Below are 21,892 nucleotides of genomic sequence, written 5' to 3'. Positions count from 1 at the left end.
CCATGCCCTGCCAGACGACGGGCCCGCCAAGTCCGTTGGTGCCCGCATGGAAGTGGCTGACACCCCCGGCCCCGATTGCGAGGCACCGCTTCGCCCGTCAGACGCTCACCTCTGGGCGCGCGTCCATGGGTGCGTGTCATGTCCGTGCGACAGTCTTGCCCTCCAGCGTCCACATCGACCGGCCTTCTTCATCGCAGCATTGAAACGAAGACCATGTTCCGAGAGGTCTTCGAGGACTACCGCCGCCGCAAGGTCATTCCTTGAGCGCTTCGACAACGAGCGAGCGGAAGTAGCGCGCACCCGGGTCCGCATCCGTCCGGGTGTGCCAGATGAGCGACTTGGTCATGAGCGGTGACGGAAAGGGCATCTCCACCGTGCGCAGGGGCAGCATGTCGCAGAAGGCCTTGGCGACGCGGCGGGGCACTCCCGCCACCAGGTCGGAGCGGGCCGCCGCCATCGCCGCCGCGAAGAAGTGCGGGACGGCGAGCCCCACCTCCCGTGTGAGTCCGTGTTCCTTGAGGATGCGCGCGTGGTGCTGGTGCCCGATGCCCGGCCGGCCTTCCGCGAGGTGCAGGTCGATGTGCTTCGACGTGTTGTAGAGCGCCTTCGTCAGCGTCTTGCCCCGGACGCGCGGATGATCGCGGCGCACGAGCAGCACGGCGTCATCCGTGTACAGCGGTTCGGCGTGGCACCCCGGCCCCGTGGCCTCCGGTGGCCCCAGCGCCACGTCCACTGCTCCCGTGGTGAGGCCATCACGCTCCACGAGGTAGTCGATGCTCACCACGCGCAGGAGCGCGGCAGGAAGACGCTTCGCGAACAGCGCCGCGAGCTTCGGCACGTCGGAGACTCCGTGGTGGTCCGCGCCTGCCATTTTCACGGAGGACGTGGACTATGTCGCCTTCGACGGCAGCCACATCCAGGGACGGCAGGCCAACGCGGAGGCCCATCAGGCCCTCTTCGACGGTGTCCTCCGGGGCTCGCAGCTCGACGGAGAAGTGAAGTCCCTGCGCTTCCTCGCGCCGGACGTGGCGCTCATCCACACCGAAGGCGTCATCAAGCTGCGCTGGCAGCGCAAGGCGCCCAAGGGACGCCGCTCCATCCAGACCATGGTCGCCGTGAAGCGTGAAGGCGTCTGGTTCTTCACTGCCTTCCAGAACACCCGCATCCAGCCGCCCAACGCCTTCGCACGCTTCATGCTGCGGCTGATGACGCCGAAGCGCTCAGCCGCGCGGTGACACGAGCAGCAGCGACAAAATCTCCCCCGCCACCGCGCGCTTGCTGCCCTGCAACACCCGGTCGGGCCCACCGCGGGAAATCACCGTCACCCGGTTCGTATCCGTCCCGAACCCCGCGCCTTCCGCGGTGACGTCATTGGCGACGATGGCGTCCAGCCCCTTGCGCTCCAGCTTCTCGCGCGCGTGCTCCACCACCCGCTCCGTCTCCGCCGCGAAGCCCACCAGCACCGGGCGCTTCGCCCTCCCCGCCACCTTGCGAGACGCCTCCAGCAGCACGTCCGGCGTGCGTACCAGCTTCAGGTTCTCCGGGCCCTCGCCCTTCTTCACCTTCTGCGGCGCGCGCGTCTCCGGCCTCCAGTCACTCACCGCCGCCGTGGCGATGAACGCGTCCGCGGACTCCACGCGCGCCAGCACCTCGCGCGCCATGTCCTCCGCGCTCACCACGTCCACCACTTCCAGGCCCGTGCGATCCACCGCGCCCACCGGGCCCAGCACCACCGTCACCTTCGCGCCCAGCGCCCGTGCCTCGTGCGCCAGCGCCAGGCCCATCTTCCCCGTGGACGGATTGGAGATGAACCGCACCGGATCCAGGTACTCGCGCGTGGGGCCCGCCGTCACCAGCACCGTCTTGCCCGTGAGCGGACCACCGCCCAGCCGCGCCGCCACCGCGGACACGATGGCGCCCACGTCCGCCAGCCGCCCCGAGCCCACATCGCCGCACGCCAGCATCCCCGCGCCCGGCCCCACCGTGCTGAAGCGCGCTTCCTTCAGCAGCGACTCCACGTTCTCCTGCGTCCGCGCGTTCTCCCACATCGCCACGTTCATCGCCGGCGCCAGCACCACCGGCCCCTTGAAGGCGAGCAGTGACGTCGTCACCGCATCCCCTCCAAAGCCCGCGCGAATCTTCGCGATCAGGTCCGCCGTCGCGGGCGCCACCACATACACCTCACCCCAGCGGGCCAGGTCCAGGTGACCGAAGTTCCCCTCCTGCGCCGGGTCGAAGTAGTCCGTGAGCGGTGGGTGCCCCACGAGCGCCTGGAAGGTCAGCGGGGTGACGAACTGGCGCGCGGCCTCTGTCATGGCCACTCGCACCTCCGCGCCCGCGCGGCCCAACTCACGCACCAGCTCACAGGCCTTGTACGCCGCGATGCCGCCACCCACGCCGACGATGATGCGGCGACCCTTCAATGCGGATGCGTCCATGCGGCTTCATTACGCGCCAGCCCGCCCGGTCGCAACACGACTACCGCAGGGACACCTCTCCCTGCGTGGGGACGTCCACCGAGCGCACCACCGGGCCCGCCCCGGGCATCTCCGCGTGGAAGTAGCCCCACACCAGCGTGTACCTGCCCGGCCGCAGCCCCTGCACCACCACCCGCTCCGACATGGGCTGGTACACCAGCTGCGCGAAGGGCGAGCGCAGCAGCTCCGTGGGAGGATTGCCCACCGTGCCCACGTCACCCGGCACCACCCACAGCGCCTTGCCCCGCTCCGGTTGGATCAGCACCGTCACGGAGCCCGTCCCCGGCACCGGCCCCAGGTCCAGCGTCATGTCCGTGCCCGCCACCCGCACCACCACCGCCGGCTGGCCCGTCCCGCGCCCTCCCACCACGAAGCGGTAGTTGCCCGGCGAAAGGTCCGCGCTGTAGCTGCCATCCGCGCCCGTGATCAGCGACACCGTCTCGCTGCGGTCCGCGTTGAGCCCCTCCACCTGCGCGCCCGCCGCGGGCTTCCCGTCCGCCAGGTACACCCGGCCCGTCAGGTGCGTCGCGGGCTTGAGGGTCAGCTCCACCGGCGCCGTACTCCCGCGCGGCACCTCCTGCGTGCCACTCACCTTGCCCTTGCGCGCGGACACCGTGAAGCGCGGCACGAAGGGCGGACTCGCCAACGTGAAGTTGCCGTCCGGCCCGGACAGCACCGACCCGTCGCACACGTCGCACGTCACCACCGCGTCCGGCACCGCGCCGCCCGACGCATCCCGCACCCGTCCGGACACCGACGGCGCCTTCACCAGCACGATGTCGCCCATGTCCTGCGGCGTCGCGGGACGGTCCACCACCTGCGGCTCGTACCCCGCCGCGTCCACCGCGACGATGAGCCGGTCCCCCGCCGTGGACAGCGGCAGCTCGAAGCGCCCGTCCGGGCTGTTCACGTCGTGCTCGTCCACCCGGAAGCGGCGCACCGGCTGGTTCGAGTCATCCACCACGCGGCCCCGGAACGTCGTGCGCCGGCGCATCTTCACCTGCACCGGCGGCCCGCCCGGCTTGCCCTGCGGCCGCTCCATCGGCTCGTAGCTCGCGTGCCGCGCCTCCACCACGTAGGTGCGATCCGGCCGCAGCGCGCGGAACTCGAAGTGGCCGCTCGAATCCGTCTGCGTCGGCTCCGCCACGCGCGGCGCCACGCTCATGGCCGCGCCCACCACCGGCTGGCCGTCCTCGTCCACCACGTCGCCCGTCAGCTGCGCGCCCGCCTCCAGCTCCACCGTCACCTGCTGCTTCGCTCCGTCCTGCACCGTCACCGGCCGGGGACTCGACGGCAGGTACTCCGGATGGGACGCCACCAGCTGATACGTGCCCGGCGGCAGGCCCCGCATGGGCACCACGCCGTCCGGCCCGGAGGGGCGGTCACTGCGGAAGATGTTCTCCGGGTCCGCCCACATCGTCACGTCCGCGCCCTCGACCCGCCGGCCGCCGCTGGTCACCGTCACGTCCGCGCCCGCCTTCGCCTCCAGCGACAGCGTCACGTCCGTCGCGGGCGCCGAAGCCTGCACGCTGCCGCCACCCCACTCGGAGTGGTGCGCGTGCAGCGTGTAGAGCCCCGGCATGGGCACCTGCGCCGTGAAGTGGCCGTCCTCGCCCGCGTTCACCACGCCGCCCGTGGGCTGCACCAGCACGGACACGCCCGCCGCGGGCCGGCCGTACTCGTCGATGACCTGCCCGCTGATGACCGTGGCCTTCGCCAGCTCCAGCTCCAGCGGCGTCTCGCCGGGCGCCACGCGCGCGGGCAGCTGCGCCGCGGTGAAGCCCTCCGCCTGCCCTTCCAGCACGTACTCGCCCGGCGCCAGCGGCCCCAGCTCCGCCAGGGCCCCGGTGGGCACCGCGTCGCGCCGGATGAGGTCGCCCGCCACCGTGCGCAGGAGCAGCTGCGGGTTGGGCACCGGCTGGCCCTCCTCGTCCACAATCGTGACGAGCAACCGTCCCGCGGCCTCCAGCACCAGCGTCACCTGCGTCACCCGCTGCGACAGCGTGAGCGTCCGCGGCGCGGAGCCGAAGCCCGGTGCCTCCGCCGTCACCACCACCTCGTCCGGATACAGGCCGTTGAAGCGCACCGGCCCGCCCTCCGCCTTCGCGTGCTCCTCACGCGTCAGGTGGTCTCCGCGCAGCCGCACCGTCGCCGCCGCGGGCGCCCCGTCGCGCAGCACGCGCACCTCCAGTGTGCGCGACGGCGTCAGCTTCAGGCGCAGGGGCTGCGAGTCCGCCTCCACGTGCTGCGCTACCGCGGGCTGGAAGCCCTCCGCGTCCGCGAGCACGTAGAAGGGGCCCTCGCCCAGGCCCGACAACGTGAAGGCCCCGCCCGCGCCCGCCACGGCCTCGAAGGGCAGCGGCACCTTGCGCGACACCGCGCGCACGCGCGCCCCCGGCCTCGCCTGCCCGGAGTCATCCACCACCGTGCCGGTGATGCTCCGCAAGGGCGGCAGGTACAGCTCCACCGCCTCTCCCGGCGCGGCCCGGTCCTTGAGCGCCACGCCCAGCCCCGCCGAGCGCGCCCACACCGTGAAGGACACGCCCGCCAGGTGCTCGAAGCGGAACTTCCCCTCCACGTCCGAGCGCACCGTGGCGCGTGCCGTGAGGAAGCCCTGCTGCTGCTCGAAGAAGGCCCGCGTGTGCAGCGCCGTCTCGTGCGCGGTGCAGGCCAGCAGCGCCAGGCCGCACTCGTCGCAGCGCACGTCCGCCAGCGTCCGCTCCGCGGAGGCCGCGAGCGACACCTCCGCGTCCGCCACCGGCCGGCCGTTGCCGTCCAGCACCCGCCCGGTGAGCGTCAGCCCCTCCTGCGCGCCGGACGACACCGCCACCGCGTTGAAGGCGGGCATCCCCTGGCGGATGGAGCTGGCGGAGACGGGCGAGACGGGGCGCGCGGCCGGAGCGCCCCACCGGGGCCCCAGCACGATGGCGGCGAGCGCCAGCACGGCGGCCGCCGTGATGAAGACCCATTTGCGCATGTGTACGCGGCCGGGACCTTACTCCCAGGCCGGCCCCCCAACGACGGTTTCCCCCGGGAAATTCCAGAGCGTCCTCTTGAGGACGTCCCTGGGGGCGTGGGAGTTCCCGCTTCAGTCCTCGGCGAACGGTTGGATGGCCTGCGCCACCGCCAGCTCCTGCCGCGCCTCGCTCAGCTCCGAGTTGGTGGCACGCAGCCGGTCGCTCAGCACCTGCACGAAGCTCCAGAGCATCTTCACCGCCAGGATGGCCTCGCGCTTCATCAGGCCCATCAGGTCGGAGCGGGCGATGACCATGGTCCGCGTGGGCTCCGTGGCGCGCACGGTGGCGGAGCGGGGCGCGTTGTCGATGAGGCCCATCTCGCCGAAGTGCCCTCCCGAGCGCAGCTCCGCGATCTCCACGCCGTTCTTCTCGATGGCCACCCGGCCCCGGATGACGACGAAGAGCTCCTCGCCCGGCTGCCCCTCCACGACAATCTCCCGACCCGCCGGGTAGGTGCGCGTGGTGGCGATGGACAGCACCGCCGTCTGCTCCTTGTACGTGAGGTGGCGGAAGAGCGGGATCTTCCGCAGCGCCTCCATGCGCGACTGCGCCTCGCTCGTCTCCTCGCTGGCGAGCGCCGCGCTGTCGCCGGCCACCTTCACCACCACGGCGGTGATGTTGTCCTTGCCGCCGCGCTCGTTGGCCATCTCCACGAGCTTGCGCGGCAGGTCCCCGGGCTGAAGCCCCGCGACCAGGGGTAGAATCTCCTCGTCCTCGATGTAGCCGTGCAGGCCGTCCGAACAGAGGAGGAACACGTCGCCGGGCATCAGGTCCACGATGAGCGTGTCGACCTGGACGGACTCCTGGATGCCCACCGCGCGGGTGATGACGTTGCGGTACTGCGAGGTGGCGGCCTGCTCCTTGGTGATGGTGCCGGCCTTGAGCTGCGCGGCGACGAGCGTGTGGTCCTCGGTGAGCCGGTGGCACTGCCCGTGCCGCACCAGGTACACGCGGCTGTCGCCCACGTGGCCGATGACGCCCTTGTTGCCGCCCACGGCCAGGCACACGAACGTGGTGCCCATGCCGCGCTTGGAGGCGTCCGTCATCGCCGTGCGGTAGATGTCCGCGCACGCGCGCTGCACCGCCACCTCCACCAGCGCGGCCGCGGCGGAGCGGCTGTCCGCCGTGGGGTTCTGCGCCAGGTCCTTGAGCAGGTGCCGGTTGGCCGCGATGTGCTGCTTGACGACCTCCGTGGCCCGCGCGCTGGCGACTTCACCCGCGGCGTGTCCGCCCATGCCATCGGCGACCATGAACAGGCCGAGCGACGCGTCCACCATCATCGCGTCTTCGTTGTGTTGCCGTTTCCGGCCGACATCGGTCAGCCCGAAGGCTTCTGTGGTCAAGGCCACCGCGAACGCTCCCATCCGTGCCTAGAGGGTGACTCCGCACGTTACGCAGGCCGCCGAAGACGTGGCAAGGCTTCAGGACTGCAGGCGCACCGACAGCAGGCGCGCGAAGCCGCCAGCCGTGTAGAAGCTGACCTCCACCTGACCGAAGCGCAGCCGCATCCCGTCCTCCACCGCCATGGGTCTGCGAGCCAACAGCCGGCTTCCGGTCACGTACGAGCCGTTCTTCGAGCCCGCATCTGTCAGTAAAAAACGGGTATCCCCTGCGTCCCTTGAAAACCACGCATGGAACCGGGACACGCTGCCGTCATCCAGGACGACGTCGTTGTTGCCGGTGCGCCCCACGGTGATGCCCCGGCCGAAGGCGTTGCCCTGGGACTTGAGCAGCGGGAAGACGACGGGCTCGTCCTGACCGAGCGTCGGCGGCCCGGCGTTCGTCACCGTGCGGACCGGGTACTCCTCCAGGTCGGAGGGGGTCACCCCGCCCAGGGGAGGCGTGAAGAGGAGGAGCCCCGCCGGGAGTCCCCGTTCGAACTCCTCGCGGTTGCGCAGGTAGCGCGCGACGTGGGCACTGAGCAGCTCGGCCATGGACGTGGAAGCGGCGCCCTACCCGCACCGGCAGGCGGGGCCACTCTCGCGCATGGAGTGTACCGCGCGCCTACCGCCAATCCGCGAAAAATCCGATGTTCACGCCACCCACGAAGTCACGCGCGAAGCTGCGGTTCTTCAGACCGAAGGGCTCCGCGTAGCCCACGGCCAGGCCCACGCCCACGTCGCGCGGCAGCTGGTAGCCAATCTGGAGGCGGCCCTGGACGGTGCCCGCGATGCGGCGGTCCGGGGGCTGGGTGGTGAAGTGGGCGCCGTAGAAGGTGGGGCCGCCCGTCACCTGGAAGCCCCAGTGGGCCTTGCCCGGCAGGTGGTTGCGGTAGCCGAAGCCCACCTGCGCCGTGTGCTCGTAGTAGGAGGACACCGGCAGGTAGAGGTTCCGGCCGGCCAGCGCGCTGTCAGGCAACGACGCCGCCCACCCCACCCCACCCTCCAGGACGGCGATCCACGCATCCTTGCGGTCCTGGAAGAAGGTGAACTCCCACTGGATGCGCAGGTTGGGGATGAGCGCGCCGTTGCTGATTTGCGTGCCCAGGAACACGCCCCGGGGCAGCCAGGCGGGCGTGGGCGACACGTGGCCCCGCAGGTCTGCTGCTTCGCGCGACTGCGCGGCGGCGGAGGTGGAGACCAGGGCAAGCGAGGCGACCAGCAATGCGCGAGCGAGGTGGAGCATGGGTCCCTATCCACCGTGGCAGCGCGCACTTGTCAACGAAGTGTTCCGTTGGCTATGACACGCAACGCCTTCCTGCCGTCGCGGGAGGTCACCAGGAGCGGAACACCGAATGCCAGTCGTCACGGTCCGGGCCAGCAGCAAGCAGGGTCCGGCACAGCTCGACACGCTGGTCCGCAAGGTCGCGCAGAAGACGTCGGGGCTCCTGGAGGAGAACGACCGGGTGCTGGTCGTCTACAGCGAGGGGCGCGCCAACCTCTATTACGAGGGTGCGCCCCGCCCGCGCGCCGTGTCCCGGCCCGCCTGACGGTCCGGCTGAGCCTCAGTCGTCAGGCCCCAGCCTGCGCGCGCGCTGGAAGAGCGCCGGCGGGTTCTTGTCCACGGCGGCGATGAGGCGGTGTCCCAGGAGCTCGTAGGTCTCCGTCTCGATGGGGCCTTTTCCCGGGGCCTCCAGCCCGTCGAAGTTGCCCACGCGGTAGCGCGCGGCGAAGACGAAGTGGAAGTCCGGCGGCGCGAAGAGGTGTTCCGGGTCCCCCGCCGGGTGGACGTCCATGGCCCAGCGCGGTTCGAACGACGGCGGGTGGACGCCACGCTCCACGCGCTCCATGTGCTCGCGCGTGTAGAGCCCGGTCATCTCCTCCAGCGTCGCGCCGGCCTCGAAGCGCACGTGCGGGTGGAGGCGGTAGCAGGGGTGCTGCGGATCCAACGCGTAGAGCCAGCCGCCGGGCGGGGTGAGCTCGCGGAACACGGCGAGCATCCGCTCCGCCAGGTCGCGGTAGAGCTCCAACCGGGCGTCATTCTCCAGGCGGAAGAAGTCCTCGCCCACGACGAAGCGCGCACAGCCTTGTTCCGGGGAGGGCCACGGATGGTCCAGCGCGTGGCGCTCCGCATCGCCCGACAGGGGCATCCAGGCTTCGGCTTCGGCTTCCGGTTTGAGTTTGAGCACGACGCCTGCCCCCCCCACTTCGCGAAAGCCAGGGTATGCGCGCAACGCCGGAAACGCGCAAGCACCTGGCAGGAGGGGTCGGGGCCTGTGCATGGCATCCGACGTCCACCGCGACGAAGGCCGGATGTGGAAAGCCGCTGGGGCTGCTCACACCCGGTGGCTCGCAGTGGACGACGGGACCGCGCCCGGTGACTCAGGGCAGCGCGACTTCGTTGCCCTGGAACGTGTAGCCGAAGGCCCCCACGCGCGTGCCGCCGCCCGCCGTGAGCTCCTCCAGGGTGCCCCGCTGCACCGTCCCGGAGTAGTCGATGGTGAGCTGCTTGTTCTCGACGCGACCCGTGCCCAGGCGGAACTGCAGCCAGAGGTTCTCTCCGAACTCCGTGGGCACGGGGCACGCGAGGATCTGATCCGGGCGCACGTCGCGCAGCAGCTCGTACTCCACCTCACCGCCATCCGCACCGGGCCCTTCGACCTTCCCATTGTAGGTGGCGGAGAGGGTGCACAGCAGCTTGTTCATCGAGATGATGGCTTCATCGTCGTTGTAGACGTTGAAGCCCACGTCCAGGTCTCCCTCGGCCACCTTCGCGCCGGTGTCGAGCTGGAGGTCCAACGCGTACTTCCCCTGGTACTTGCGATTGATGTCGTCCTGTCCGCAGCCGGTGAGCGCCGTCGCGGCGAGCAGCAGGCTCGCGATGAAGGACTTCGAGCCGAGGTTCTTGCGTGCGTAGGTCATGGGATTCCTCTCCAAGGTGGAGGTGTCTGTTCCTGAAGGGCCTTCCCGCCCTTCCCTTTCCCTTGGTCTCCGCGGGCCGTTGAATTGATCAAACAATTCACGAGACCAGACTTCAAAACGGCGCGGGCGAGGCGAACACCAGACGTTCGCCCGTGCGTGGATGCACGAAGGCCAGCGCGTCGGCATGGAGCATCAGCCGCACGGCTTCTCGACCCAAGCGCGCGTCCCCGGCGATGGGCACTCCCAGCCCCAGGCGATGCGCGGCATGGATACGCAACGCGTGGGGCAGATGGGTCGTTGGAATGAACTCCACCCGGGTCCGGGCGTCCTCGCGACGGAGGACCTTCCACGCGCTCCGGGTCCGCTTGCCGTGGCGGGCATCCACGCAGTCCTCCAATGACGCGTGGGCCGCCGGGCGCAACGGCAGGTCGATGAGGCCTGAGTCTCCGTCCACGAGGCCGTCCACCCAGGCGACGTGGCGGTGCTCCGCCTCGCGCTGGGAGAACTGGCGCTGGAGCGAGGCCCGAGTCACCGCGTCCCGGGCGATGACGAGGAGGCCGGAGGACTCGGGGTCCAGTTCGTGGAGGAAGCTGACGGGGGCCAGCTCCGGGAACCGGGGCTGGAGCCGGACGAGCACCGAGTCGCGCGTGGGCGCATGGCGTCCGGGGAGCGTGTGCAGTCCCTCGGGCTTGTCGACCACGAGGAGCCAGGGGTCCTCATGAAGGAGGCGTGGCCCGGGGGCGACTGGCTCGGCGGGAGGCAGCTCCACCGCCAATCCCTGCAACATGTACGGCAGCACCGTGCCGCACTTGTTGTCACACGCCGGATAGTACGCACCGGACTCCCGGCGGCCATCGAGCGGCGGTGCGCCCCACCAGAACTCCGCGAGAACAATCGGTGTGAGCCTTTGACGAAAGGCATACGCCAGCAGCTTGGGCGCCGCGCAGTCACCGGCGCCACCGGGAGGAGGCTTGGGCGCGAACAGCGAGGCCAGTGTCTGGGTTTCGCCGCGCGCATTGGGAATGACATATCCCTGGGTCACCTGCCGCCACAGGGCACGTGAACGTTCGGCGCGCACGTGCTCCACGTCCGCCAGCCGCGCCTCCACGTCGCGCAGCGCAGGAGCGGGTCCCTGTGCGCGCAGGGCCTCGGCTTCCCGGCACAGCGCCGCATGCTGGTGTTCCAGCGAGGCCAGCTCTGCTTCGCCCGCGGGCCAGAACGCGTCGCGAGCCACCGGGTCGAACAGCGGCGGCACGAAGCCCTCCACGTTCCACGCACCGTTCAGCATCCCGGAGAACGCGCTCAGGTACCCCACCCGTCCATCCGGCGCCGAGACCACCAGCACGCCGAACATCTTGCCGCCGCCGGGCCGCCACAAGGCTTCGCGGAACGAGGGCTCCTGCCGCAGCCGCTGCTGGAGCGCCTCCGCCGCGCGAAGCCCCCATGGGCCGGGTGGCGCTGGATGGAAGGGATTCGCCAGCCGCGCAGGCAGCGGGCCTTCGACGGACGTCAGGGTCCGGATGAGGTCCGCCTCGTCTGTTCGGGTCTTCATCCGGGCCCCATCTTCGCCTGAATCCTCCGGTGGAGGACGGCTTCGCGGACTATGATTCGCCGTGCACTTCCTCAAGCAAGCCCCCGTCGCGCCGCTGTCCCCCCTGGTGCTGGGGTACTGGTTCATCCAGGACCTGAAGGGCGCCCACGAGGGACGGCCCATCCAGACCGCGCCGTCGCCCACGGCGGTGCTGACCCTCAACTTCGGCCGGCCGTGCACGAGCGACTTCGCGGCGGGAGCCCCGCGCGCCTCGCTCCTGGGCATCCAATCCCACCGCCGCGATTGGCGCTCGGGGGAAGGCTGCGCCTTCGTGATGGTCATGCTGACGCCGGTGGGGCTCGCGCGCCTGTTTCCCACGAGCGGCCCGTCCACGGGAGACGACCTGCTGGAGCTGGGTGCGGTGCTGGGCGATGGCGCGTCCCGGCGGCTCGTGGAGGACCTGTCGGCCGCGTGGGAACCACATCGGGTCGCCGCGCGGCTGGATGCCTGGCTGCTCGAACGGCTGGTCACGACGAAGCCCCTTCCCGAAACCGAGCGGCTCGCGCGGGCCTGGGACGTGCTGCGCCGCACGTCGCGCGTGGATGCCGCGGCGCGGGCCGTGGACGTGTCGACGCGGCAGCTGGAGCGCTGGTTCCAGACGCACCTCGGGCACTCGCCCCGGCAAATGTCCGCACTGGAGCGGCTCCACCACAGCCTGCTCGCGGCGCAGACAGGTCAGGGGGATCCGCACGAGGGGTTCAGCGACCAGGCCCACCGCATCCGGATGTGGCGCCGCCATCTGGGCCTGACACCCGGGCGCTTCGCCCGGACACCTCGCTCGATGATGGCGGACTACTTCAACCCCCGCCGGGAGGGCCCGGCCGCGGCGCTCGCGCACTTCCTCTGAACGGCTGGGGCATGTCGCATTCGTTCAAGACGACCCGGGCGCGAGGAAGGCAGCGTGGACTCCACCATGTCCCTCCATGCCGAGTTCCTCGACTACGCCGATGGGGAAACCCTTTGTGAAGGGTACGTCGCCCACGACTCCGCCCACGCGGGCCCGCGCCCCTGTGTCCTGATTGCCCATGCGTGGGATGGGCAGAACGCCATCATCCGCGCGATGGCCGAGCGGTTCGCGGAACAGGGCTACGTGGGCTTCGCCCTGGATGTGTATGGCAAGGGCGTGCGAGGAGACGTGACGGGGGACAACTCGCACCTCATGGGGCCCTTCATGGAAGACCGCGCGCTGCTCCGCCGGCGCATGCGAGCGGCGCTGGAGGCCGCGAGGCGCCATCCTCGCGTGGACCCGGAGCGCGTCGCGGTGCTGGGCTACTGCTTCGGGGGGCTCTGCGCGCTCGACCTGGCCCGCGCGGCTCCGGAGGGCTTGAGGGGCGCCGTGAGCGTTCACGGGATGCTCCACCCGCCACGGCTGGGTCCCCAGCCGCCCATCTCCGCGAGCGTCCTCCTGCTGCACGGCTGGGAGGATCCGACCGCGAAGCCGGACGCGGTGCTGGGTATCGCGCGGGAGCTGACCGAGGCGGGCGCGGACTGGCAGCTCCAGGCCTACGGCCACGCGATGCATGCCTTCACCTTCCCCGGCGCCCAGAGGCCCGAAGCGGGCATCCAATACCACCCGGTCGCCGCGGGACGCGCGGACGCCGCCTTGCGGACCTTCCTGGCGCAGGTCCTGGGTGAAGCGGCTTCGGCTCCGAGGCAAGCTGGGGCGTCAGGGAACGGATGACGGGCGGCCGGCCCGGCGTTCACGTACCGGAGCCTGGGAGGCCCTCATGACGGTCGAAGTGGAGCAAGCGCTGGCGGAGGTGTTGCCGGCGGAGGCCGTCATCACGGATCCGGACGTGCTCGCGGCGCACCGGCGCGACCAGGCGGAGTGGGCGTCCTCGGGCATGCCGAGGGTGCTGGTGCGGCCCACGTCCACGTCCGAAGTACAGGCCGTGCTCCGGGTGGCCACTGCGCTGCGCGTGCCGGTGGTGCCCCGGGGCGCGGGCTCGGGCCTGTCGGGCGGCGCGAACGCGAGCGACGGCTGCATCGTCCTGTCGCTCATGCGGATGAACCGCATCCTGGAGGTGGACCGGCGCGGAATGCTGGCCGTCGTCCAGCCCGGCGCGCTCAACGGCGCGGTGAAGACCGCCGCCGCGGAGCAGGGCCTCTGGTACGCGCCGGATCCCGCGAGCTGGGAGTTCTCCTCCATCGGAGGCAACCTGGCCACCAACGCGGGAGGCCTGTGCTGCGTGAAGTACGGCGTGACGGGCGACGCGGTGCTGGGGCTGGAGGCGGTGCTCGCGGACGGCACCGTGGTGCGCACCGGCGGACGGACGGTGAAGAACGTGGCGGGCTATGACCTGACGCGGCTCTTCATCGGCTCCGAGGGCACGCTGGGCGTCCTCACCGAGGCGACGCTGCGCCTGCGCCCCCGGCCGCCGAAGGCGACGACGCTGGTGGCCGCGTTCCCCACGCTCGTGAGCGCGGGCACGGCCGTCTGCGACATCATGGAGCGTTCGCGCCCCTCCGTGCTGGAGCTGATGGACCGCACCACCGTGCGCGCCGTCGAGTCCTGGAAGCCCATGGGGCTGGACGTCACCGCCGAGGCCCTGCTCATCGCGCGCTCCGACGCGGGTGGCGTGCAGGGCGAAGAGGAGCTGGCATTGATGGTCGCGGCCTGTGAGCGGGCCGGAGCGACCTCCGTGATGAACACCGCGGACGAGGCCGAGGGCGAGCTGCTCATGGGCGCCCGGCGCTTCGCCTTCCCTGCGCTGGAGCAGCGCGGGGCCACGCTGCTGGACGACGTGGGCGTGCCCGTCGTGCGCATCCCGGAGCTGCTCGCGGCGGTGGAGCGCATCGCCCAGAAGCACGGGGTGCTCATCGGGACGTTCGGGCACGCGGGCGACGGGAACATGCACCCCACCGTCGTCTTCGACCGGAAGGACCCGGAGGCGCTGGCCCGGGCGAAGGAAGCGTTCGACGACATCCTGCACGCGGCGCTGGCCCTGGGAGGCACCATCACGGGCGAGCACGGCGTGGGGTCCCTCAAGCGCGGGTTCCTGGGCGCGCAGCTGGGCCCGGAGACGCTTCGCCTGCACCAGGCGATCAAGGGCGCGCTCGACCCGCTGGGCCTGCTCAACCCCGGCAAGGTGCTGTGATTCCGGAGGGTTGGCGGCGGCGCGGGGAAAAATAAGTCCGGTGTCGATCCCACCGGGGCCGGTTCGTCGCGTGGATGAAGGCGACGTTCACCTCATCCCATTTCTTCCGCCAGGAGACGCACCATGGGCAGCAAGATCTTCGTCAACCTCCCCGTCGAGTCGCTGGACCGCGCGGTCGGTTTCTTCACGAAGCTGGGCTATTCGTTCAACCCCCAGTTCACCGACGCCAACGCCACCTGCATGGTCATCAGCGAGGACATCTACGTGATGCTGCTGGTGAAGCCCTTCTTCAAGACGTTCATCAAGAAGGAGATCGCGGACGCCACGAAGACGACGGAGGTGATCATCGCCCTGTCCCAGGAGAACCGCGCCGCCGTGGACGCGCTGATGGAGAAGGCGCTGGCGGCGGGCGCGAAGGAGACCAAGGACACGACGGACATGGGCTTCATGTACCAGCGCAGCTTCGCGGACCTGGACGGCCACCAGTGGGAGACCTTCTGGATGGACCCGGCCGCCGCGCAGCCGCAGCAGTGATTCAAAGGGGGCGCTTCATGCCCTCGTGGCTCGCCACGAATCCCAGCCGCGCATAGAAGCGCTGGGCTTCGTGGCGGCGCCTGTCCGTGGTGAGCTGCATCAGGGCGCAGCCCCACCAGGGGCCGTCAGGGATGCCAGCCCCTGCCGCGGCCTCTCCCCCCAGACGCGATGCCGCGCGGCTTCCGGACTCTTTCGAGGTGACGACCGAAAGGCTCGCGTCACCCACGGCGACACGCACTCGGCGTAAAGTCATGGCCCTCACTGGAACCTGAGCTGGGAGCCACACCATGAAGCTGATGTCGAGCAGTGCCATCGTGACGGGAGCAGGACAGGGCATCGGTCTGGGAATTGCCGCGCGCCTCATGCGGGACGGCGCCAACGTCCTGCTGTTCGGGCGGACACCGGAGAAGTTGGAGGCGGCCGCCGCGGAGCTCAACCGGGCGGCGGAGGGGCGCACCCGGGCCGTGCCCTTCGCGGGAGACGTGGTTCGCGCGGAGGATGTGGCGCGAGCGCTCGAAGTCGCCACGCGTGAGTTCGGCCTCCCGGGCATCCTGGTGAACAACGCCGGAACGGCCACCATCCGCACGGTGCTCGAATTGCCCGAGGCGGAGTTCGACCAGGTCCTGGCCATCAACCTCAAAGGGCCCTTCCTGTTCACCCAGGCTCTCGCGAAGGCGCTCGTCGCCGCGAAGCAGCCGGGCTCCATCGTCAACATCTCCTCACTGAACCAGACGGCGGTGACGGACGGGCTGTCCCACTACTGCGCATCCAAGGCGGGGCTCGCGAACTTCTCGAAGGTCGCGGCTTCGGAGCTGGGGCGTTACGGCATCCGGGTGAATGTCGTGGCCCCAGGCGCCATCCGCACGCCCCTGGCGGAGATGGCCGGCCTGGGGACTGGCGCCATGGCGCAGGGCTTCCTCGCCCACACGCCGCTCGGGAAGGCGTGGGGCGAGCCGGATGACGTGGCGAAGGTGGTGTCGTTCCTCTGCAGCGACCTCGCGTCCTGGATTACCGGAGACACCCTCGCCGTGGACGGCGGCAATCACATCCGCGGGCTGCACAGCTATGCGGACGCGCTGGGCCTCACCCGGCCCGTCGAAGGCTGAGGCGTGGGGGGGGCGCCTCGGCGGCTTCAGTCAGAGCGCCGCAGCGGCAGCCCCGCGCGCTCACGCCGCCACGGGCGGAGAGGTCCCATGGAACTCAATCCTGCCCCTGAGCGACGCCTGTCGGCAGAAGACGACGGCAATCACATCCGCGGGCTGCACAGCCACGCGGACGCGCTGGGACTCACCCGGGCAGGAGCGCTGCCGCATCACGGAGAACCTGGCGGGTGGCCCCAGGACGCCCTGGCACACGCAGGCGTCTTCCCTTTCCTCAAAAGGAACCCGCGTCAGGTTGAAAAAGTCGGGGGACTCGTCTGAAATTGGATGGAGGGTGCGCCCGGACAGATTGGAGTCCGGCCGGCAATTCCTCTCATCCCTACGGACCTTCCCATGTCATTGCGTCGTCTGTCGTTGGTGCTCGTCCCCCTGTACGCGACTTCTCTGGGCTGCGCGGGAGAAGACCTCGAGTCTTCGAATAATCCAGACCCCCTGATGGAGGACCCTCGTGAGGGCACGGCGGTGGTGGGGGGGGACCCGCTGCTGCCGGGCTGCATGGACCCCGACGGGGGCACGGCCCTGGACACCTCCGTGCTGGTGAAGGCGGACAGCCGCTTCCACGCGAGCGACGGCACGGTGACGGCGGTGCCGCAGAACCTGATGGGTCAGGACGTGGAGATCCTCATCCCCAGGGGCCTGGGTTTCGACCGGCGCGTGGGCACGGTGGTGGCAGGGGGGCTGAAATTCGAAAACGTCCCGCATACCGAGTTCTACGTCCGCTCCGGCACGTCCTACTTCCTCACCCGCGAGCGGCGCTTCGACCTGAGCGTCAACCGCGTCGGGCGCGCGGACGCGGTCTACCCGCCCCCCACCGGCGTGCCCGCGCAGGTGAACCTCCAGGGGCTCGCCCCCTGGCAGGACTATGAGTCCATCTCCTCGAAGGGCAGCTACTTCGAGTTCGCCACCGGCGACGTGGACGTCTATGGCTCACTGGCCGGCTCCGTGACGCCCACCACGGGCGACACCTCCTATGTCGACCCCGGCGCCTTCTTCACCAACTCCACCGGCTACCCCATGCCGGCGCTGAGCGCGACCCGGGGGGACCGCCTCTACGTCAACCAGCTCAGCGTGCTCACCGCGGGGACGACGCCGAGCAGTGGCGCGGCGCTGACGTACTCCACCATCACCCGCAGCCTGCGCATGCCGGCCTTCGACTACACGCCGGACGGGGTGTCGCCGCTGACGCTGCAGGGCACGCTGCTCGAGGTGCCGCTGACGTCGGTCTCGCTGGAGTGGCGCCTGGCGGAGTTCACCCGCTGGCGCAAGGACGTCAGCCCCACCGCCGTGCCCACCTATCCGTCGCTCCAGATCATGCCCGTGGCGAACGGGGTGCAGGATGGCTGGGTGGGCTACATGGGCCTGCTCCTGGACCTGTACCTGCCCCGGGGCGAGGACGGCGTCCTCACGCGCCGGTTGAGCTACGGCAACCCCTATCCCTCCACCTGGGGGGTGGTGGGCACCGCGACCTACGCGTTCCGCGCCCCCACCCCGACCGTGGTGGGCATCCGCAGCCACTTCCCCTCCGGCCTCACCTACGTGACGGATCATCTGGACCCGCTGGTGGCCGCGCCCATCCAGCCCAGCGTGTCGCCGCCGCGCGAGCTCCGCATCGACGGCGTGGATGCCTACGTGTCGCGCCAGGTGGGCGCCACCCAGCCTGTGCTGACGTGGCGGCCCCCCGCGATGGGCACGCCCCAGGTCTACATCGTGACGGTCAACCAGCTGATGGCGGACCTCTCCCCCAACCCCATCACGCGCTTCTTCCTGCCCGGGAACCGCACCGTGTTCCGCCTGCCGCCCGGCTTCCTCCAGCCCGGCTCCACATACTTCGTGCGCGTGACGGCGGACGCGTCCCCGCACTACGAGCCCTGGCGCGCGCCCAACCTGAGCCGGGAGCTGCTGCCCATCCAGCACTCGGACACGTACAGCGCCACGTTCACCACGCCGTAGTCCGCGCCCGGCGTCCAACCCGCTACCGCGAAGCCTGGCGGTGGCGGGTGAGGCAGTGAGGCACGCTACCGCTGCGTGCCGGGCTTCTCCCTTCACGGCGCCGCCAGCGTCGAGCACATGAACTCGATGGCTTTCTGGTGCCGCTGCATCAGGCGACGGATCGTCTTCTCGGCGAAGAGCTCCGCCGGGTATTCGACGATCGCATGCAGATAGGTGTCATCGCCGAAGAACTGGAGATCCAGCTCGTTGGGCGTCGTCCGCTCATCCCGCTCAATGGCCTCCATGACCACTCCGCCGTGCCAGGTGTCAGAGATGGCCGTCGGGAAGTTCTGATGACGCAGCATGATGGGGACCAGCGGGACGTGGCTGCTGTCGCGCTGCTTGTGAATGGCGCTGAGGAGTCGCTCGAACGGCAGGGCCTGGTGCTCGAAGGCCCCCAGCACGGTCTGCTTCGTGCGCCGCATCGCCTCGGCGATGTCGGGGTCACCCGACAGATCGATGCGCAACGGCAGGATGTTGATGAAGAAGCCGACGAGGTTCTCCAGCTCCAGCTGGGTGCGGCCCGCCGTGGTCGTGCCGATGCAGATGTCGCTCCGCCGGGTGTACTGCTGAAGCACCATGGCGAAGCTGGTCAGCAGCCCCATGAACAGCGTGGACTGATGGGCCTGGTTGAAGCGGGCGAAGGCCCTGGCGAGGGACTCGGGATACCGGAAGGTGAAGCGGGCCGCGTGCCAGGTCCGGCTGGGCGGCCGTGGAGCGTCGTACGGCAGCTCGAGGTCATCCCGGTAATCCCCCAGGGTCGACTTCCAGTAGTCCAGGTGGCGGTGGAAGTCCTGCTGGCGCTGCCACACCGCGAAGTCGGCGTACTGGATGGGCAGCGCGGGGAGGATGGCCTCGCTGCCCTTCGCATGCGCCTCATAGAGGACGTGCAGGTCGCGGCTCATCACGTTGAACTGCGACCATGCGTCATAGACGATGTGATGCATCCCGATGAGCAGGACATGATAGTCCTCGGTCAGCCGCAGGACGCGGACCATGAACAGCGGGCCGTTCGTCAGGTCATAGACGTGTCCCGCCAGCGCATCCATGCTCGGGATGACGTCGGCCTCGCGCGCGTCCTGGATCAGGATGTCCAGCTCCAGCGTGTCGTGAATCACCTGGATCGGTTCGGAGCGGCCTTCGGGGATCCGGAAGGTGGTGCGGAGGCTTTCATGCCGGGCGACGAGATCCATGAAGGCCGCGCGGAGAGCGGGGATCGACAGAGGCCCGCGCAGCCGGAGACCAATCGTCCCGTTGTAGCTGGTCCGCTGTTCCTCCATGTACTGATGGACGAACCACAGTCGTTCCTGGAGGAATGACAGGGGTATCTCCCGGCTCCTGCCGACGGGCACGACGTCGGGGAGCTGAACCCGGGACGCGTCCTGGAGCCGGGTCTCGATGTGGCGGGCGAGCGCCTCCACCGAGGGCGATTCAAAGATCAGGCTCATCGGCACTTCCACGCGGAAGGCGGCCCGGAGCCGCGAGATGAGCTGCGAAGCCAGCAGCGAGTGCCCGCCGAGGTCGAAGAAGTTGTCGTGCACGCCGATGTGCTTGAGGCCCAGCACGTCGCTGAAGATGGCGGCCAGCCTTCGCTCCAGCTCGGTGCGCGGCGCGACGTACGCCTCGCGGCTGCCGGAGAGGTCCGGCGCCGGGAGCCCTCGCCGGTCGAGCTTGCCATTGGGCAGCCGGGGCAGCGCCTCCAGCACCGTGTACAGCGTGGGCACCATGTACGTCGGCAGTGTCTGCGCCAGGAATTGCCGCATCTCCCGCGGGTCCACCTGCGCGCCCTCCCGGGGCAGCACGTACAGGGCCAGCTGCGCCTGGCCCGTCCCCGGCGGCCACGCCGCCACCACCGCCTGCCTCACCGCCGCGTGCGCGTTCGCCACCTTCTCCACGTGGCGCACGTCCACCCGGTGCCCACGCACCTTTATCTCGTGGTCCCGGCGGCCCAGGTACTCCAGCGTCCCGTTCGCCAGCACCCGGGCCATGTCGCCGGTGCGGTAGAGGCGCGCTCCCGGACGGCTTGAGTAGGGATTGGCGATGAAGCGCTCCGCCGTCAGCCCCGGCTGGCCCCAGTACCCCCGCGCCAGGCCCACGCTGTCTACGTGCAGCTCCCCCCTCACCCCCACCGGCACCCGCCTCAGCTGCTCGTCCAGCACGTACACCTGTGTATTGGCGATGGGCCGCCCTATCGGCACGAAGAGTGTCCCTCCTTCCTCCTCCCCCACCCGCTGGTACGTCACGTCATTGAGCTCGGTGCACCCGTAGTTGTTCCATACCTCCACCCACGGCAGCCTCCGGGCCACGTCCTCCCTCAGGCCCCGGGGCAACGCCTCTCCCGCCGTAATCACATACCGCAGCGAGCGCAGCGTCTGGCTTTGCTCCCCCACCGCTTCCAGCAATGCGGCCAGGTGCGAGGGCACCAGGTGCAGTCGCGTCACCTTCCACTTCTCCACCACTCCGCCCATCGCCGCGCTGTCCTTCACCAGCGCGTCGGGCGCCATCACCTGCGCCACTCCCGCCAGCAACCCGCCCAGCAGCTCCTTCACCGACACCGCGAAGGCAATCGACGTCTTCTGCAGCACCACCTCGCCACTCTCGAAGGGCGTGCGCGCCGCTCCCGCCTGCAGCCAGTTTTGCAGCTGCCGGTAGGGCACCATCACCCCCTTGGGCCGCCCCGTGGAGCCCGAGGTGTACATGAGGCACGCCAGCTGCGCGCCGTCAGGCCGGGCACGCCCCTCCATGGTGCCCTCCGCCAGCTCCGCCAGCGCCGTGTCCGCGAAGCGCAGCTGCGCGTCCAGGTCCAGCCAGACGTCCACCCGCGCTCCGGACGTCTGGCCTCGCCGGCCCACCACCACCCGCGGGGCGGCGTCCTCCAGAATCTGCTCGACGTAGGCAGCGGGGTAATGCGGGTCCACCGGCACGTAGCACCCGCCCAGCTTCAGCAGCGCCACCAGCGCCACCAGCAACTCCGGGGAGCGCTCACTGAGCACCGCCACCCGCGTCTCCGCGCCCACCCCCAGCGTGCGCAGCCGCCTCGCCAGCTGGTTCGCCCGCGCATTCAGCACGCCATACGTCAGTCGCCGGTGGCCCCCTGCCGCGTCCAGGCCCACGCACGCCACCGCTTCTGGCGTTGCCTCCGCCTGCCGCTCAAAGCGCTCCGCCAGGCTCTCCGTCTCCTCCAACCCCCGCCACGTCTCATTCAGCCGCTGGTGCAGCGCCTCTTCCTCTGGCGTCCACAGCAGCACCTCCGTCCCTTCCACCAGCGCCTCCAGCACCTGCTGGTGGTGCGCCACCATCCGCCGCACGGTCGCCTCGCTGAACAAGTCCGCCGCGTACTCCAGCGTCAACTCCAGGCCCGTCCCGTCTCCGAAGAATTGCCAGTCCTGCTCGCTCGCCGTCGTCCGCTCTCCCGTCAGCTCGAAGTCCCCCAGCGCCACCCCCTCACTCCACGCCTCCCCCTTCGCCATGGGGAAGTTCTGGTGACGCACCACCACCGGCACCAGCGGAATCTGGCTGCTGTCCCGCTGCATCCTCAGCGCCCCCAGCAGGTGCTCGAAGGGCAGCGCCTGGTGCTCGAATCCCTCCAGCACCACCTCCCGCGTCCTTCGCAGCACCTCCGCCAGGCTCCCCGCCCCCGCCAGCTGGAGTCTCAGCGGAAGGATGTTGATGAAGAAGCCAATCAACCCCCCCAGCCTGTCCCTCATACACATCTCCGAGCCCAC

At 70.2% G+C, this 21,892-nt stretch carries 18 protein-coding genes; 8 read left to right on the top strand and 10 right to left on the bottom strand.

Translation table 11 applies throughout. The features are described from left to right. Positions 1-253 precede the first annotated feature (253 nt). The gene (locus tag D7V80_RS27640) at positions 254-871 is read right to left on the bottom strand and encodes a LysR substrate-binding domain-containing protein (RefSeq protein ID WP_370452546.1); all 618 of its coding nucleotides are present in this window, start codon (positions 869-871) and stop codon (positions 254-256) included. 13 nt (positions 872-884) lie between these two features. On the opposite strand from D7V80_RS27640, the gene D7V80_RS27635 reads away from it, so the two are divergent. After that, positions 885-1,235 carry an SgcJ/EcaC family oxidoreductase gene (locus D7V80_RS27635; protein WP_158616709.1) on the top strand — a complete coding sequence of 117 codons (351 nt, stop codon included), beginning with the start codon at positions 885-887 and terminating at the stop codon, positions 1,233-1,235. Here D7V80_RS27635 and coaBC read toward each other — a convergent pair. The 5 genes from coaBC to D7V80_RS27610 form a co-directional block, all read right to left on the bottom strand. Next, entirely contained in the window at positions 1,221-2,438 is a 1,218-nt protein-coding gene (gene coaBC, locus D7V80_RS27630) for a bifunctional phosphopantothenoylcysteine decarboxylase/phosphopantothenate--cysteine ligase CoaBC (RefSeq protein WP_120591006.1), read from the bottom strand. The genes D7V80_RS27635 and coaBC overlap by 15 nt on opposite strands. Before the next feature lie 40 nt (positions 2,439-2,478). Beyond that, the gene (locus D7V80_RS27625; RefSeq protein ID WP_120591005.1) at positions 2,479-5,454 is read right to left on the bottom strand and encodes a carboxypeptidase regulatory-like domain-containing protein; all 2,976 of its coding nucleotides are present in this window, start codon (positions 5,452-5,454) and stop codon (positions 2,479-2,481) included. A 111-nt stretch (positions 5,455-5,565) separates the two neighbouring features. Continuing rightward, positions 5,566-6,858: a Stp1/IreP family PP2C-type Ser/Thr phosphatase gene (locus D7V80_RS27620; protein ID WP_014396319.1), complete on the bottom strand. Its 1,293-nt coding sequence runs from the start codon at positions 6,856-6,858 to the stop codon at positions 5,566-5,568. 57 nt (positions 6,859-6,915) lie between these two features. Beyond that, positions 6,916-7,428: an FHA domain-containing protein gene (locus D7V80_RS27615; protein ID WP_120591004.1), complete on the bottom strand. Its 513-nt coding sequence runs from the start codon at positions 7,426-7,428 to the stop codon at positions 6,916-6,918. Between the two features lie 70 nt (positions 7,429-7,498). After that, positions 7,499-8,119, bottom strand: coding sequence for a hypothetical protein (locus D7V80_RS27610; protein WP_120591003.1), 621 nt, complete (start codon positions 8,117-8,119; stop codon positions 7,499-7,501). 109 nt (positions 8,120-8,228) lie between these two features. Here D7V80_RS27610 and D7V80_RS27605 point away from each other — a divergent pair, with 109 nt between their 5' ends. Beyond that, on the top strand, positions 8,229-8,423 hold the full coding sequence (locus tag D7V80_RS27605) for a hypothetical protein (RefSeq protein WP_120591002.1): 195 nt from the start codon (positions 8,229-8,231) through the stop codon (positions 8,421-8,423). Positions 8,424-8,438: 15 nt separating this feature from the next. On the opposite strand, the gene D7V80_RS27600 is transcribed toward D7V80_RS27605, so the two are convergent. The 3 genes from D7V80_RS27600 to D7V80_RS27590 form a co-directional block, all read right to left on the bottom strand. Next, positions 8,439-9,062 carry a DUF2716 domain-containing protein gene (locus D7V80_RS27600; RefSeq protein WP_158616708.1) on the bottom strand — a complete coding sequence of 208 codons (624 nt, stop codon included), beginning with the start codon at positions 9,060-9,062 and terminating at the stop codon, positions 8,439-8,441. A 193-nt stretch (positions 9,063-9,255) separates the two neighbouring features. After that, positions 9,256-9,795, bottom strand: a complete 540-nt coding sequence (locus D7V80_RS27595; protein WP_120591000.1) for a hypothetical protein — start codon at positions 9,793-9,795, stop codon at positions 9,256-9,258. Between the two features lie 112 nt (positions 9,796-9,907). Continuing rightward, positions 9,908-11,347 carry an RluA family pseudouridine synthase gene (locus D7V80_RS27590; RefSeq protein ID WP_120590999.1) on the bottom strand — a complete coding sequence of 480 codons (1,440 nt, stop codon included), beginning with the start codon at positions 11,345-11,347 and terminating at the stop codon, positions 9,908-9,910. 61 nt (positions 11,348-11,408) lie between these two features. Between D7V80_RS27590 and D7V80_RS27585 the strand changes: the two genes are divergently transcribed. The 6 genes from D7V80_RS27585 (at position 11,409) to D7V80_RS27550 (ending at position 18,128) form a co-directional block, all read left to right on the top strand. Then, the gene (locus D7V80_RS27585) at positions 11,409-12,233 is read left to right on the top strand and encodes a helix-turn-helix domain-containing protein (RefSeq protein WP_120590998.1); all 825 of its coding nucleotides are present in this window, start codon (positions 11,409-11,411) and stop codon (positions 12,231-12,233) included. Between the two features lie 66 nt (positions 12,234-12,299). Next, positions 12,300-13,067, top strand: a complete 768-nt coding sequence (locus tag D7V80_RS27580) for a dienelactone hydrolase family protein (protein WP_120591013.1) — start codon at positions 12,300-12,302, stop codon at positions 13,065-13,067. A 46-nt stretch (positions 13,068-13,113) separates the two neighbouring features. Next, positions 13,114-14,484: an FAD-binding oxidoreductase gene (locus D7V80_RS27575; RefSeq protein WP_120590997.1), complete on the top strand. Its 1,371-nt coding sequence runs from the start codon at positions 13,114-13,116 to the stop codon at positions 14,482-14,484. Positions 14,485-14,607: 123 nt separating this feature from the next. Then, a complete protein-coding gene (locus D7V80_RS27570) occupies positions 14,608-15,018 on the top strand; it encodes a VOC family protein (RefSeq protein WP_120590996.1) in 411 nt (136 codons plus the stop codon). A gap of 287 nt (positions 15,019-15,305) precedes the next feature. Then, entirely contained in the window at positions 15,306-16,124 is an 819-nt protein-coding gene (locus D7V80_RS27560; protein WP_120590995.1) for an SDR family NAD(P)-dependent oxidoreductase, read from the top strand. Between the two features lie 387 nt (positions 16,125-16,511). After that, positions 16,512-18,128: a fibronectin type III domain-containing protein gene (locus tag D7V80_RS27550; RefSeq protein WP_147447230.1), complete on the top strand. Its 1,617-nt coding sequence runs from the start codon at positions 16,512-16,514 to the stop codon at positions 18,126-18,128. 92 nt (positions 18,129-18,220) lie between these two features. Here D7V80_RS27550 and D7V80_RS27545 read toward each other — a convergent pair whose 3' ends face one another. Further along, on the bottom strand, positions 18,221-21,874 hold the full coding sequence (locus D7V80_RS27545) for a non-ribosomal peptide synthetase (protein WP_158616707.1): 3,654 nt from the start codon (positions 21,872-21,874) through the stop codon (positions 18,221-18,223). Positions 21,875-21,892 lie beyond the last annotated feature (18 nt).

The organism is Corallococcus sp. CA054B (assembly GCF_003611625.1).
Taxonomy (GTDB): domain Bacteria; phylum Myxococcota; class Myxococcia; order Myxococcales; family Myxococcaceae; genus Corallococcus; species Corallococcus coralloides.
Note: the sequence above shows the minus strand (reverse complement) of the source record. Positions and strands in the feature narration are given on the sequence as shown.

What these genes read in the sequence shown, in the direction of transcription:
- D7V80_RS27640 (WP_370452546.1), bottom strand. Translation starts at nt 871, where the DNA reads ATGGCAGGCGCGGACCACCACGGAGTCTCCGACGTGCCGAAGCTCGCG.
- coaBC (WP_120591006.1), bottom strand. Translation starts at nt 2,438, where the DNA reads ATGGACGCATCCGCATTGAAGGGTCGCCGCATCATCGTCGGCGTGGGT.
- D7V80_RS27625 (WP_120591005.1), bottom strand. Translation starts at nt 5,454, where the DNA reads ATGCGCAAATGGGTCTTCATCACGGCGGCCGCCGTGCTGGCGCTCGCC.
- D7V80_RS27620 (WP_014396319.1), bottom strand. Translation starts at nt 6,858, where the DNA reads ATGGGAGCGTTCGCGGTGGCCTTGACCACAGAAGCCTTCGGGCTGACC.
- D7V80_RS27615 (WP_120591004.1), bottom strand. Translation starts at nt 7,428, where the DNA reads ATGGCCGAGCTGCTCAGTGCCCACGTCGCGCGCTACCTGCGCAACCGC.
- D7V80_RS27610 (WP_120591003.1), bottom strand. Translation starts at nt 8,119, where the DNA reads ATGCTCCACCTCGCTCGCGCATTGCTGGTCGCCTCGCTTGCCCTGGTC.
- D7V80_RS27605 (WP_120591002.1), top strand. Translation starts at nt 8,229, where the DNA reads ATGCCAGTCGTCACGGTCCGGGCCAGCAGCAAGCAGGGTCCGGCACAG.
- D7V80_RS27595 (WP_120591000.1), bottom strand. Translation starts at nt 9,795, where the DNA reads ATGACCTACGCACGCAAGAACCTCGGCTCGAAGTCCTTCATCGCGAGC.
- D7V80_RS27590 (WP_120590999.1), bottom strand. Translation starts at nt 11,347, where the DNA reads ATGAAGACCCGAACAGACGAGGCGGACCTCATCCGGACCCTGACGTCC.
- D7V80_RS27580 (WP_120591013.1), top strand. Translation starts at nt 12,300, where the DNA reads ATGTCCCTCCATGCCGAGTTCCTCGACTACGCCGATGGGGAAACCCTT.
- D7V80_RS27575 (WP_120590997.1), top strand. Translation starts at nt 13,114, where the DNA reads ATGACGGTCGAAGTGGAGCAAGCGCTGGCGGAGGTGTTGCCGGCGGAG.
- D7V80_RS27570 (WP_120590996.1), top strand. Translation starts at nt 14,608, where the DNA reads ATGGGCAGCAAGATCTTCGTCAACCTCCCCGTCGAGTCGCTGGACCGC.
- D7V80_RS27560 (WP_120590995.1), top strand. Translation starts at nt 15,306, where the DNA reads ATGAAGCTGATGTCGAGCAGTGCCATCGTGACGGGAGCAGGACAGGGC.
- D7V80_RS27550 (WP_147447230.1), top strand. Translation starts at nt 16,512, where the DNA reads ATGTCATTGCGTCGTCTGTCGTTGGTGCTCGTCCCCCTGTACGCGACT.
- D7V80_RS27545 (WP_158616707.1), bottom strand. Translation starts at nt 21,874, where the DNA reads ATGAGGGACAGGCTGGGGGGGTTGATTGGCTTCTTCATCAACATCCTT.